The 13455-nt window shown below is 63.6% G+C and carries 12 protein-coding genes; 2 read left to right on the top strand and 10 right to left on the bottom strand.

Translation table 11 applies throughout. From position 1 onward, the window contains the following. Positions 1-21: 21 nt before the first annotated feature. From C9E81_RS19950 to C9E81_RS19940, 3 genes are read right to left on the bottom strand one after another with little or no spacing between them, the layout of a single operon-like run. Positions 22-1230 carry an ABC transporter substrate-binding protein gene (locus C9E81_RS19950; RefSeq protein ID WP_122114122.1) on the bottom strand — a complete coding sequence of 403 codons (1209 nt, stop codon included), beginning with the start codon at positions 1228-1230 and terminating at the stop codon, positions 22-24. Positions 1231-1271: 41 nt separating this feature from the next. Beyond that, the gene (locus C9E81_RS19945; protein WP_122114121.1) at positions 1272-2204 is read right to left on the bottom strand and encodes a sugar phosphate isomerase/epimerase family protein; all 933 of its coding nucleotides are present in this window, start codon (positions 2202-2204) and stop codon (positions 1272-1274) included. Positions 2205-2215: 11 nt separating this feature from the next. Next, complete coding sequence (locus C9E81_RS19940) at positions 2216-3247, bottom strand: Gfo/Idh/MocA family protein (protein WP_122114120.1); 1032 nt, start codon at positions 3245-3247, stop codon at positions 2216-2218. 136 nt (positions 3248-3383) lie between these two features. Between C9E81_RS19940 and C9E81_RS19935 the strand changes: the two genes are divergently transcribed. Then, entirely contained in the window at positions 3384-4412 is a 1029-nt protein-coding gene (locus C9E81_RS19935) for a LacI family DNA-binding transcriptional regulator (RefSeq protein ID WP_166461983.1), read from the top strand. A 173-nt stretch (positions 4413-4585) separates the two neighbouring features. On the opposite strand, the gene C9E81_RS19930 is transcribed toward C9E81_RS19935, so the two are convergent. The 6 genes from C9E81_RS19930 to C9E81_RS19905 are packed head-to-tail and all read right to left on the bottom strand — an operon-like array spanning position 4586 to position 11056. Further along, the gene (locus C9E81_RS19930) at positions 4586-5623 is read right to left on the bottom strand and encodes a LacI family DNA-binding transcriptional regulator (protein ID WP_122114118.1); all 1038 of its coding nucleotides are present in this window, start codon (positions 5621-5623) and stop codon (positions 4586-4588) included. Beyond that, the gene (locus tag C9E81_RS19925) at positions 5620-6213 is read right to left on the bottom strand and encodes a protein-tyrosine phosphatase family protein (RefSeq protein WP_122114117.1); all 594 of its coding nucleotides are present in this window, start codon (positions 6211-6213) and stop codon (positions 5620-5622) included. The genes C9E81_RS19930 and C9E81_RS19925 overlap by 4 nt, the downstream gene beginning before the upstream one ends. A gap of 3 nt (positions 6214-6216) precedes the next feature. After that, complete coding sequence (locus tag C9E81_RS19920) at positions 6217-7242, bottom strand: MBL fold metallo-hydrolase (protein WP_122114116.1); 1026 nt, start codon at positions 7240-7242, stop codon at positions 6217-6219. Beyond that, complete coding sequence (locus tag C9E81_RS19915; protein ID WP_243698737.1) at positions 7230-8954, bottom strand: ABC transporter permease; 1725 nt, start codon at positions 8952-8954, stop codon at positions 7230-7232. The genes C9E81_RS19920 and C9E81_RS19915 overlap by 13 nt, the downstream gene beginning before the upstream one ends. Before the next feature lie 16 nt (positions 8955-8970). Beyond that, positions 8971-9939, bottom strand: a complete 969-nt coding sequence (locus C9E81_RS19910) for an ABC transporter substrate-binding protein (protein ID WP_122114115.1) — start codon at positions 9937-9939, stop codon at positions 8971-8973. 25 nt (positions 9940-9964) lie between these two features. Then, positions 9965-11056, bottom strand: coding sequence for an ABC transporter ATP-binding protein (locus tag C9E81_RS19905; protein ID WP_122114114.1), 1092 nt, complete (start codon positions 11054-11056; stop codon positions 9965-9967). A gap of 726 nt (positions 11057-11782) precedes the next feature. Here C9E81_RS19905 and C9E81_RS19900 point away from each other — a divergent pair. After that, a complete protein-coding gene (locus C9E81_RS19900; RefSeq protein WP_166461982.1) occupies positions 11783-12667 on the top strand; it encodes a LysR family transcriptional regulator in 885 nt (294 codons plus the stop codon). Positions 12668-13023: 356 nt separating this feature from the next. On the opposite strand, the gene C9E81_RS19895 is transcribed toward C9E81_RS19900, so the two are convergent. After that, positions 13024-13392, bottom strand: a complete 369-nt coding sequence (locus tag C9E81_RS19895) for a winged helix-turn-helix transcriptional regulator (protein ID WP_122114112.1) — start codon at positions 13390-13392, stop codon at positions 13024-13026. Positions 13393-13455: the final 63 nt, after the last annotated feature.

Raw genomic sequence — 13455 nt, 5'->3', positions numbered from 1 at the left:
GGCCGCCCCGCCGGGAGGAACCTATTGCAGAACCCGGTCGATCGCGGATTGTGCCTGCGTCAGCGCCTCCGCGGCATCGGCCTGCCCGGTCAGCGTCGTCTGGATCGCCGTCTGGAGCGCCTTGCTGATCTTTGGCCACTCGGGATGAGGTCCGCGATTCCGCGCGTATTTCATCGATTCAGCGAAAACCGCGTAGATCTCGGGAAATTTCGGGTCCGTCACCTCGACTTCCGAGGCGGGCAGATAGCCGAAATCGTTCCAGACCCGATCCATGTCGGCATAAAGGAACTCGATGAACTTGAACGCCTCGTCCGGATTATCGCTGGAGGCGAGGATGACATTGTCTCCCTCTCCCAGTGCCGAAGCGCGTTCCGCCCCCTCTTCGGGAACCGGCAGCAGGGTGGCGCGAAACTCGAAATCCGCCTCCTTGCTCATGCGCGGCAATTCCCAGGGGCCCGAGATCACCATGGCCGCCGATCCGGTGTTGAACGTGCCCGTGCTGTCCCATTGTCCACGGATGAGCGTATCGGGGGAGGCCAGCCCCTCGCCGATGAAGGATTTCCAAAGCTCCAGCGTGCGCGCCGCGCCCTCGGTGGCGATGTTGTCGTAATCGCCGCCGGTCATTTGCACCCATGGCAGGAACTGGAAGGTTCCCTCCTCGCTTGCCTGGGCCGAGAAGGCGAGGCCGTAGATGTTCTCTTCGGGCCTGGTCAGGACCTTGGCGGCCTCATACAGCTCGTCCCATGTTTTCGGGGGATTGTCCGGGTCGAGCCCCGCCTCGCGGAACATGTCCGCATTATAGTAAAGCGCGATCGTGTTGGCTCCGCGGGGCAGGCCGTAGATCCCGCCGTCATAGCTCACCGATGCCAGCGGTCCGGGATAGATATCCTCGGTATTCACGATATCGGAGGCCTCGATATAGGGCGTCAGGTCAAGCAGCATGCCGCGGGACGCGAACAGGGCGACTTCCGGATTGTCGATATAGGTGATGTCGGGCGCGTCCCCGGCGGCGATCCCCCGTGCCAGATCGTTGACCATGTCATCGAACTGCACCGTCCGGACATTGATCCTGATCTCGGGGTGCGCGGCCATGAATTCCTCGGCCATGACATAGTGATATTCGCCCGGATCGTCGATCGTCCACAGGTCCAGTTCCACCGGTTCGGCGAATGCCGTGGCGGTCAGTGCGCCCCATGCCGCACCCGCCAGTATCAAGCCCTTCATGTTCATCGTTTCTCCTCCCTTTTTTCTGAATGAAACTCGCCGGTCTGCTAAAGCAGCGACGGATCGCCGCCCTCGTATTTGCCGCTGGCGGGGACGAAATCGCCGCCGCGGCATTGTTGCAGGAACCTGAGCGCGTGAACCTGACCGGTCATTTCCAACTCGTCGCGATAAACCGGATCGTGCCAGCCCTCGATGTCGATCGAACCCGACCATCCCGCCAGGCGCAGTTCGGATATGATGTCGGTCCAGTTGGAATCCCCGAAGCCGGGGCTGCGCATGAAGACAAAGGGATGCTTGCCGAAAATCCCGTGTTCACGGATCACGTCATGCCGGATTGTCGCGTCCTTGCCGTGAACGTGGAAAATCCTTCCCGCCCATTTTCGGATCTGGGGCAGCGGGTCGATCAGATAGACCATCTGGTGGCATGGTTCCCATTCCAGGCCGATATGCTCGTCCGGGGTTTCGTTGAACATCAGCTCCCAGGCATCCGGGTTATGCGCGATGTTCCAGTCGCCGCTTTGCCAGTTGCCGTCCATGGCGCAGTTCTCGAAAGCGATTTTCACGCCCTTGTCCGCCGCGCGTTTCGCAAGCTCCGACCAGATTTCCCTGTATCTTGGCAGGCTCTCTTCCAGCGGCCGGTTGCGGATGCGGCCGGTAAAGCCTGCGACGCAGCTGGCCCCGAAGTGATGCGCGTTGTCGATGCAGTCCTTCCAGGCCTGAAGCGTGTCGAGATCAAGTTTCTCTTCCTCCAGCGGATTGCCGAAGACTCCAAGGGTCGACATGGTGATGTCCCGGTCCCCGATGGCGTCGAGACAGCGTTTGCCCAGTTCCGCGATGTCCTGGCCATTGGTGGTCTGCCAGAAGAACGGCTCGAAACTCTCGAACCCAAGATCGGCGATCTCGGAGATCCTCGTGGCCGCCTCGCCACCAGAAGCGGCGATCATGGTTCCGATACGGATGGATTTCGCGGGGTCGGACATGAATTTTCCTTTCAGATGTCGATTTCTACGGAAACGCCGCGTTCGGCGCTTTCAATGGCGGCAAAGGTCATGGCGAGGCTGCGAATATTGTCGCGGCTGTCGGTCAGCGGCGGGCGGCCTGTCTCGCGGGCATCGAGGAAATCGGCGATGACCCCGGCATGCCCCTCGAATTCAAGCGGAGCCGCAAGCTCGGGGATCGGGACGGCTTCGGCCTTGTTGAACAACCCGTCACGGCTGCCCGCGATTTCCGCGCGGAAGCCCTGATTGCCGTCCCAGACCAGGCTGCCCCGCGATCCGACGATCCGCCAGGACGCTTCCCAGCTTGTCGGTACGCCCTCGGCGCACCAGGAACCGCGATAGCTCATCGTCACGTCATCGGCACAATCGAATATGGCGATGGCGCTGGCTCCGTGGCGATACCACGAATGCGCGGGGTTGCTTTCATGGCAATAGGCTTTCTGGGGGTCCAGATCCGCGATGAAGCGGGCGGTGTCGAACGTATGGATGGCCATGTCATGCAGCAGCACATGCTCCATCTCCTCGCGGAAACCGCCGAAATGCGGGCCAAGGAAGAAATCGCAATGGACTTCGGCAATTCGGCCAATCCCACCGCTTTGCAGAAAGGTTCTGGCCCGGTGGATACCCGCAAGGTGACGGCGATTCTGGACGATGGCATGCAGGCGCCCGGTATTTTCGCGTGTTTTCAGCAGTTCACGCGCCTCTGCCATGCTGTTTCCCATCGGTTTTTCCGACAGAACGTCGCATCCGGCGTTGAACGCGGTCGTTACCACATCGACGCGTGCCGATGGGACGACGATGTCGAAGACGATATCGGCCCCGGTTCCGGACAGGACCGCTTGCAAATCGCTTCCGCAGATGGCGCGGTCATAACCGCCCTCTGCCGCGCGTTGTCTTGCGATCTCCGCATCAATATCGACAAAGCCGGTGATCTCGACCCGCTGTCCGGCCGCATTGATCTGCTCGACCGCCCGAAGCCAGCCTTGCGACATATTTCCACAGCCGACCATCACCGCTGAGTGCATGCTGCCCATATCCTCCCCGCCGGCATGCCGCTTTGGCCTGCACGATTCCGTAAACGTTTACGATGCTAGATTGAGTGCGAATAATGTGTCAAGGATTTTTCGTAAACGTTTTCGGGAACGGGCCGGAGAAGCAGTTTTGAACATCAAGGAACTGGCCAGGCATCTTGATCTGTCGATAGGAACGGTCTCGCGTGCGCTGAACGACAAGCCGGATGTGAACCCTCAAACGCGCGAGCGTGTGCTGAATGCCGCGATCGAGCTTGGTTACAGTGCCAACGCCTCCGGCAGGTCGCTTCGCCGTGGCTCGACCCAAACCATTGCCTTCATGCTGGAAACCGGCCATCCGGAGCTTTCGACCGGACATAATTTCTTCATGCGTGTGATTGGTGCGATGCAGCCCGAACTGCATCGGGAGGGCTTCGATCTCGTCATCCTGCCCTGCCATCCCACGACCGACCCGACAAGTTTCCTCAGAAGAACCATTGCCCGGGGGATGGCCGATGCGATCATCGTCACCGCGACGCAATGCAACGATCCCCGTATCGAGCTTTTGCTGAAATCCCGGATCCCCTTTGTCGCATTGGGCCGATCCCGCTTTCAGGACCGGCATCCCTGGATCGACCTCGATTTCGAGAGATTCGTGGATGTGACGATGGATGAACTCGTCCGGCGCGGGCATGAGCGTATCGCGATGACTATCTTGCCGAACGATTCCAACATCTCGCATGTTCTTCGCGATGCATATGCCGCCGCGCATGAACGGTTGGGGTTGAAACACGATCCGGCTCTGATCGTTACCAGCGACGCGAGCGAGTTCGGGGGCAATCAGGCAACCCGGCAGATACTGGCGATGGAAAGGCCCGCAACCGCGATCCTGCTGAATAACGAACAGATGGCTTTCGGCGTTTACGCGGCGCTTTTCGAAGCGGGGCTGACGCCCGGGCGGGATATGTCGGTGGCGACGCTGAGGCGCAGCAAGCAGCTTCGGTTTCTCAATCCTCCGGTGACCGCGTTCGATATCGACCTGGAGGCTCTGGGGCGCGAACTGGCCAAGCAGGCTTTACGGGCATTGCGTGGCGAAACGCCGCTCGCGGCGCTTCTGTGGCCGTCGCATTTCGTTCCCACGGATAGCCTCGCAGATGTTCCGGGAACGCTATCTGATTGAAAAAATGCCGTGGGATAGCGGTATGGCCAGGTCGGGATCTCGTTTTCGCCCACGCGATGACGACGGATACGAGGGCAGGGTTCCGATTTCCGCAAGCCGTTTGGAATCGCGAAACCGATCCGCCGATCTGCGATTTTCAGGCGCAAGGGCTGCAGTTTTCGGCGAGTGGCTTCTCAAGTCCTGTCGGTGCGGCGCTTATACCTCGCCGGCGCGACGCTGCTGCGTTCGACCAGTTCGACCGGGATATCGCTGCGGTTCGGCGGGGCATCGGCGGGACGCTCGATCGCCTCCATCGTGGCGCGGGTCAGCGCGGGCAGCGACTGCCGGATCGTCGTGAGCCGATGCGAGGACCAATCCGAGATCGGCGCGTCGTCGAAGCCGATCACCGACAATTCGCCGGGAACCGCAAGGCCCAGTTCGAACCGCGCCGTGTTCAGCACGCCGAGCGCGATTTCGTCGGTGACGCCGAAAATGCCGTCGATGCCCGGCCCGGCCAACAGGGCGCGGGCGGCATCGATGCCGGTCTGGTAGCTGTTCGGCCCTTTCTCCCACCGCGTCACCGGGATGCCGCGCGCCGTCATCTCGTCGCAGAATGCTCGCGCCCGGACCCGCTTGGCCGAGGTGCGCGATCCCGAGACCACGACCGCCACATGCCGGCAACCTGCCGCCGCCAGCCGCCCTGCCGCCAATCGCCCCCCGGCGGCGGAATCGGCGAGGATCAGGTCTGCCAGCGCGCCCTTCGGCGGGGCGGGGCGGTTGATCAGCACCATCCGCGCCCCGTTGGCCGCGCAAAGCCGCATCAGCCGGTCCGGGGCCGCGCCCGACAGCAGCACCACCGTCCGGACCCTGTAATCCAGCAATCGCACCAGCTCGGAACTTTCCGCCATGCCAGCGGTATTGAGCAGCAGGCATTGCAGGTTACGCCGGTGCAGTTCGGCGCTGAGCGCGTCGAACTGGGCCGAGATATAGGGATTGGCGAAATTCGCGCCGACCACGCCGACGAGATCCGAGCGGTCCTGATGCAATATCCGGGCAAGGCGGTTGACGCGGTAGCCCAGCTTTTCCGCGGCGGCGAGTATGCGGGCGCGGGTCGGCGGGGAAACACAGCCTCCGGGCGTGAAGGCGCGCGACACGGCCGAGCGAGAGACACCCGCCAGCCGGGCCACATCGGCCGAGGACACGAAGCGTGCGCCTTTCTCCGGGGCGGTCATCCGCCGGGTCTCGCGGAAAGCCGGGCCTGCACGTCCCGGGCCAATGCGACCATCGGGGGCAGGGGATAGCCGTCCTTCAGCCCTCGCAGATCCCGCAGATACGCCAGTGCCGCGTCGAGATCGGGAAAATCGCGGCACCGCCGCAGATGCAGCCACAGCGCCAGAACCGCGACCGAGCGTGAACGCCCACCCCGGCAATGCACCAGCAACCCGCCGGGCCGGTGCGGCGGGTAATGCGGTTTGCCCTCGGTATAGGTCGCTGCCAGCCCGTCGATCAGCCGGATGGCGGCTTCGAACAGCTGCAGTGCGTTTCCGGGGCCATCCAGCAATCCGATCTGGTAGCGGCGCAGCAATGTGCCATCCGGCAACGCCAGCGGACCGGGAAAGATATTCATCGCCAGGTTCAGCGAGGCGGTGATACCCGCCCCGGCCAGCGCCCCGGCATCCTCGGCAGCGGCTAGGTTGCCGAGGTAGATCCGGCTCAGTCCCGGTCCCGGCGCGTCAGTGACCGGGACCAGCAAGGGGGCCGCATCCTCCCGCGTTTCGGATGACGGCGCGTTGTCGGGCAGGAAATGACGGCGCGCGGGCATGGCTCAGACCTCGACAGGCGTTTCGCGGATCAGGCGCGCGCCGAGGGCGCGGCACAAAAGAGGTGCCTTGGCCAGATCGGTGAAGGCGGGAATGACCTGCCGGGCCTCGCAGTGCTCGGCCATGGCCAGCAGGTCGCGGCGGCGCGGATGGACATTCCACGGCATCCAGCGCGCCCGGCCCGCCGATACCGCCGCATGGGCGGGACTGCTGCGCGGCACATGGCTGGAAAAGATCAGCCGGAACTCCGTTCGCGCCAGCAGGGCAGCGGGCAGCCCGCTTTCGGCGATCGAGCCCGCCGCGACGATGACCTGATCGGGGCGGGCGTCATGCGCGCCCACGACCGGAACGGACCTGCCGCGAAGCGCGCGCATCTCGGCGGCGATAGCGGCGCAGGCATGGATTTTCAGCCCCCGCGCCTCAAGCGCCTCGATCATGTCCGGCCCGCGCCCGGCGGAGGGGGCGGGCAGGACCGCACCGGCCCGTGCCGCCTCGGCGATATGCCCGACCTGATCCGTCAGCGCGTCGTCGCGGTCGCCATAGGACGCATCGGCCAGCACGGTCGCGGCCTTGGGGAAGGGATCGAAGGGCAGGGCTTGCGCCTCGGTGCTGAAATCTCCGGTATAGAGGAAACCACCCCCTTCTGTCGGCATATGCAGCCATATACCACCCGGCGCATGGCCCGCCTGTCCGGTCTGCAACGGCAGGCCCAGAACCTGCGTCACGCCGTGCAGGGGCAACGGATGGGGGGCAGCAGGGCACAGATCGGGCGGCAGATGGCGCAGCGTTTCGGCGGTGGCGAAAACCGGCGGGTTGCCCAGTTCGTCCAGCCGGTCCAGGCCGCCATGGTGGTCGATATGGGCATGGCTCAGCAGCACCGCATCGACCCGGCCCGCCGATGACAGGTCGGGGCGTTCGCCCGCCTCCAGCGCCGCACCGAGATCAAGGAGCAGGCGCCGTCCCGAATGTTCCAGCAGGAAGATGGCGGCGCTCTTGCGTCCCAAGCCACTGATAGCGGTCAGTCTTGCCATGGCAGCACTCCGGGCGGCAGGTGGCGGCGGAATGGCAGGCTGGCAAGCATCAGCACCAGGACCAGCGCCACCATCAGGCAACCCACCGCCGCCGCGAGGGTCGAGGAACCCGCCTCTTCGAGGAAGATGATCATCGGCCCGATGGTCTGCGCCCGCGACGAGACCAGCAGGACCGAGACCTGTATCTCGTTGATCGCGGTCATGAAGACCAGCACGCCGGAGGCCATCGCCGCCGGGGCGAGGCTGGGCAGCACGATATCGCGCAGCCGTGTCAGCAGGCCCGCGCCGGTCAACTGCGCGGCCTCGTCCAGCGCCCGGTCCATCTGGGCATAGCCGCCAAGGATCGGGCGCAGCGCGAGGGCGAGGAAATTCGACAGATAGGCGGCAAGGATCACCCAGGCAGTGCCGTAAAGCCCGGTGCCGATGATCGGCAGGGGCCGCAGGAAGAACAGGATCATCGCCACGCCGATGATGATGCCGGGCAGCGCATAGGCCAGTTCCGAGGCGATCATCAGCCCGCGCGCGATCCTTCCGCGCCGCCAACTGAGCACATAGCCGAGCGCGACCGAGACCGGCACCAGCACCGCCACCGCCGCCAGCGTCAGCCACAGGCTGGTCAGGAAGGCGTCGCGGATGCCGGGATGGTGGAACAGCGCATTGACGAAATTCCCGAATGTGAGGGTCTCGGCGCTCAGCGGCTGGCCATAGCCACGCACCAGTGCCGTGCCCAGAAGCGCGGTCAGCGGCAGGGCGAGGCACAGCGCCAGGTAACCCCATGCCAGCAGCGTCACCGGCATGCGCCAGCGGCCAAGGGACAGGCGCGGCGGGCGGGCGGCGCTGTCCACGCGCTGGTCTCCGCGCCTGCCCAGCCATGCGGTCAGCCCCATGCCCAGAAGAGTCAGCCCTGCCAGCAGCAGCGCCAGCAACGCCATATCGTTCAGCGCCGACGGGCCGTAGGAATTCAGTTGCTGATAGATCAGCGTGATCAGGGTAGGCACGCGCGCCGGAATGCCCAGCATCGCCTGGATGCCGAAATTGCCGATCGAGGACACGAAGGCCAGTGCCGCCCCCGCGAAGATGCCGCCGCGGATCAGGGGCAGGACGATGTCCCGCGTCACCGGCAGGCCCCCGGCCCCGGCCGAGCGGGCGGCCTCGATCAGCGGGGCGGGCAGGCGGTGCAGGCTGGCGCGCACCGACAGGAAGACCAGCGGCGCATTGTAAAGCCCCAGCAGAAAGACGATGCCGCCCGCGGAGTAGAGCGGGTGACGTGTGCCGGGCGGCAGGGAAAGGCCGAAGGCGCCCAGAAGCGGGCTGGCGGGCGAGAACGCCTGCACCCAGGCCAGCGCCGTTACTTGCGGCGGGATCATCAGCGGCAGGACGAAGCCGAATACCCATGCCGTGCGGCTGCGCATGTCGGACAGCCCGGCAAGCAGCGCCGCCGCCGTGCCGGCCAATGTCGCCAGCATCGTGGCCGAGACCGAGATCCAGATCGTGTTGATCGTGGCCTCGATGACCCGGCGTCCGCCAAGCAGACCGGTAATCCGTGCCGGATCAAGGACACCATCCGGCAGCAGCGCGGCATATCCCAATCGCGCCAGCGGTGCGATCGAAAGCAGCCCCACGAACAGGACCAGCAGTGCCATCACCGCCTGCTCGTCCCCCGCCCGCCGCAGAAGCCGAAGCGCCCGCGAGGGGCGCCCCGATCCGTTCATCACCAGCTCCACCGGTTCACAGCCCGAAGATATCCGAGAATTTCGCGCGGATCTCGCCGTCTTTCCCGAGGGCTTCTTCGACGTCGTAACCAAGCAGCTTCATTCCGGCGAGTTCCGGGAAGCCTTCGGGCCCGGCGACACCCGGCCTGAGCGGCAGGTTGCCCTGTTCGGCCACCAGTTTCTGGCCCTCTTCGCTCAGCAGGAAATCGACGAACAGCCTGGCCGCGTCCGGATGCTCGGTCGTGGACATGATCGCCACCGGTTCGGTGATGAAGGAGACGCCGTCCTTCGGCACGATGAAGTCGATCGGCGAGCCGTCGGCCTTGGCGCGCAGGGCGTTGGCATCGACGAGGATGGCGTATTTCGCCATGCCGGAGGCGACCGCCTTGGTGGCCGGACCATTGCCGCCCTCGGGCACGATATCCAGTTCGTTCAGACCCTCGTAGAACTCCCAACCGATCCCCTCGGCATTGATCAGCGCATGCAGGTGGTTCAGCGCCGCGCCGGAATAAAGCGGGCTGGGCACCGCGATCTGGCCCCGGTTTTCCTCGGTCAGCAGTTCCGCCCAGCTTTCGACCGGCTCGGCGATATCGGGGTTGTAGGCGATGCCGGTGGTGATGGCCTTGGTCCCGAAATAGGTCATGTCCGGGTCATAGGTCGCCGCGTCGTAGCCTTCGACCGGGGCCTCGGGATAGGCCATCAGATGGCCGCCCGCCTTCAATTCGCCCAGGTTGATATTGTCGGCGACCAGCAGCAGATCCGGCTGGACCTGCCCGGCCTCGATCTCGGCGCGGATCACGTTCATCAGTGCCGAGGTGCCGTTGCGTGTCCACTCGACCTTGATATCGGGATGGGCCGCCTCGAAGGCGTCCACGGTGCTTTGCGCCTGCTCGGGCGGCTGGCTGGTATAAAGGGTCAGCGTTGTTTCGGCATGGGCCGCACCGGTCGTCAGCGCGGCGGCAAGGGTCAGGGAAAACAGGCGCATCTTCGGTCCTTCATTCATGTCGGGGTTACGGGGAACAGGGGGTGGCGGGGTCGGGAATGACCCAGCCATCGCGCAGGGCGATACGGACGCGCTGCCCGCGATCCAGCGAGGCGGGCGCAGCGACATTCAACGAGAGCGGCACCGAGGCCGATGGTCCGGCGGCCAGTTCGGCGCGCAGATAAGCGCCGCGATAGGTAGCGCGGGTCACATGCGCCTCGATTCCGGGCTGGTGATCGTCGGTCAGCAATTGCAGGTCACCGGGGTGAACCGAGATCTTGCCGCGGCTTTGCCCGCGCTGGCCGGGCGCACAGCGCAGACGCACGGGCTGACCGAGCAGGAAGGCCGAGGCATGGCCATCGCCAAGCGGACGGATATCCTCTGCCTCGATCACCCGGCCTTCACCGATGAACCCCGCGACGGTTTCGGTCGCGGGCTGGCGGAACAGCGCCTCGGGCCGGTCGAACTGGATGATCCGGCCCCGGTCCATGACGGCGACGCGATCGGCCAGCGCCAGCGCCTCGGCCTGATCATGGGTGATATAGAACATGGTTGCGCCGGAACGGGCATGGAAGGCGGCGAATTCCTCTTCCAGGGCGCTGCGCAGATGCACGTCCAGATTGGCAAGGGGTTCATCCAGCAGGACCACCCGGCTCTCCATCGCCAGGCAGCGGGCCAGGGCCACCCGCTGCCGCTGCCCGCCCGACAGATCGGCGGGACGGCGCTGCGCAAGCGCGCCGAGTTCGACCAGTTCCAGCACGCGGGCGACGCGGGCATCACGCTCGCTTCGGGGAATGCCCGCGATCTTCAGCCCGTAAGCGACGTTCTGCGCGACACTCATATGCGGCCAGAGCGCGTAATTCTGGAATACGACGCCGATGCCGCGCCGCTCGGGCGGCAGGTGGCTTTCAGGGGTCGAGACGATCCGGCCGCCGACCCCGATCCGTCCCGCGTCGATCCGTTCGAACCCGGCGAGACAGCGCAGAAGTGTCGTCTTGCCGCAACCCGAGGGACCGAGGATGGAGACGAACTCTCCCGCCGCGATGGACAGCGATACCTCGCGCAGCACCCGTGTCTGCCCGAAGGATTTGTCCAGCCCGTCGATCTCGATCCCAGCCATCCCGGCCTCCGCGACATGCCGTTGCAAAGCTGTGCAACACGAGTGGCGGCATCGCCCGGCTGCGCGACAACCGGGTGACGGGAAGATGAAGAATTGATGAAATCACCGGATCGGCGGCACCCGGTATATCCCGTGTCTATGAAACCGCCATCCCGCAGGATTATCCGCCATTCTTGATCGCGTTTAATAGCCGTTGAACGACCGGCAAATTATTTTATTATATATCAATACATAATGTGGTTGCGGCATTCAGGAAGCCCTCCCAAAATCTGACGCAATCGAACTATATCGAGGGCGACTGCGATGACCCCTTCGGGAACCGGATCGAGCTGCTTGAACTGATAGAATGACTGGCTTGGACTGGACCACCACCCTGCCCGCACCGGAACTGTCCAGGCAGCGCGCCCTTTGCGTGGCGACGACAATGATCAGTCCGATTCATTATCGATCATTTATCGGCGCCATTTCTCGTCCAGGCCGAATTTTCACGCATCGGAGAGCATTCGCTTTGCGCAATTTCCGGGCTGACCTGAATGGTCGCCACCAGAACGGGACAGGCCGGTGGGACAAGGAAAGTTTTCCAAGAGAATAGAACTCATCCTCGGTCATTTGACGGGGAGGCCGCGGCGGGATCACAGGCAACATGTTCGACTCCATCTGTTCAATGATGAAAAGATGTCGTATGTTTTGCGGTGGAAACAGGCCAAGAAATGCAATGCACATTTCATGAATGAAAGACTTGACTGGAATGATCTGGAGATATTCTTTCATGTCGCAGAAAATGGCGGCCTGAGTGCAGCTGGCCGGCGATTGGGACTCAGCCCACCGACCGTAGGCCGGCGGATACTCGCCCTGGAGCAACGGTCGGGCCAGATCCTGTTCCATCGGGCGCAGACGGGCTATTCCCTTACCATTGTAGGCAAAGCCCTTCTCGAGAGAGTGCGGGTCATGCATGCCGCGGCATTGCCGGTTCACGAGATACTGTCCTCACAGGCCGAAACGCCGCTGATCCGCCTGTCTGCCGGAACGGCGACCGCGAATTTCCTGGCGGACAAGATCAACCTTCTGCACCGGTCAGGAGACGGTTTCCGGCTGAACTTCGTAACGACCGAAGCAGTTCTCGATATCGCGCACAGGGAGATCGACCTCGGGATTCGCAATCGTCCTGCCGAAGCCGGAAATCTTGCCTCGCGCCGGTTGGGCACCTTGCGGTTCGCGGCCTATCGAAGCTGGAGTGTTTCCAATCCGGATTTGCTTGGCTGGGTGGCCGTGGACCCGTCCCATGCCAGGCATCCGGCAGCTCAATGGCTGCACCGGCAAAACCATACGATCAATGTCATGGCCAGTTCGGTTGCCACGGTTCACGAACTGGTCAAAGCCGGGGCGGGAATTGGTGTGATACCGTGCATGATCGGCGATTGTGACCCGGCACTCTGCCGTGTTGGTGCGGTCATAAACGAGCTTACTGAGCAACAATATCTTGTCATGCATGATGATGACCGCCACCGTCCCCCTATTCGCAGGCTGATCGAGCGGATCACAAAGATATATGACGACAATGCCGATCTCCTGGCAGGGCAGAGACCGCTGCGCGTCGGCCAGGATCAATAGAATTCTTGGCCTCCGCTTCCACTACCTGACATGCACAGCGCGACAGCTCACTTGAGAATGCCGCGACAGCCAAGACGAGAATCTGCGCGACACGTCGACGATATCATCCACGGTAGCGATGATGGTAAGCGCGCAGACATCATGTATCGCAGCGTCTCCTGCCTTCGCGGTTCAATGGGCGGACAAGCCCCCGCTCTCGCGAGAACCAGCCCGGCGCAACTGCGCGCGGTGGGCTCATCGTCAGTGATTTTACAGAAGGCGAACTTCTGATCCATCAGACGGGAGACAGACATGCCTGCAATCGTGGCGAGGTGATCATGCATCCCGCAGTCAGCGGAGGTTTCCATCTCCGGGATTTAAGCGGTGATTGCCGATGCCGGAGCCTTGCCGAAGCGGCCTATGTTCAGATCGCCCCACTCCTTGAGCGCGTTGAGCACGGGCACCATGCTGTGCCCGAGTTCCGAGAGGCTGTATTCCACTTTAGGCGGCACCTCGGCGTAAACCTTTCGCACGATGAGCCCGTCCATCTCGAGCTCGCGCAACTGGTTCGTGAGTGTCCGCTGGGTGACGGCGGGCACGCGGCGTCTAAGCTCGTTGAAGCGCATTGTTCCCTCCAGAAGGTGGAAGAGGATCACGCATTTCCATTTGCCGTCGATGAGGCTGATCGCCGCCTCGACCGAGCAGCCCGGGGCGCAGTCGAAGCGGGAGTGGCGGGGCTTGGCCATGACGGTATCCTTCTTGATACTATAGGCAATTTTTGTGCGTATCGCGCAAAATTACAATACAGA

Origin of the sequence: Paracoccus alkanivorans (genome assembly GCF_003697785.1) — a bacterium.
GTDB classification, from domain to species: domain Bacteria; phylum Pseudomonadota; class Alphaproteobacteria; order Rhodobacterales; family Rhodobacteraceae; genus Paracoccus; species Paracoccus alkanivorans.
Note: the sequence above shows the minus strand (reverse complement) of the source record. Positions and strands in the feature narration are given on the sequence as shown.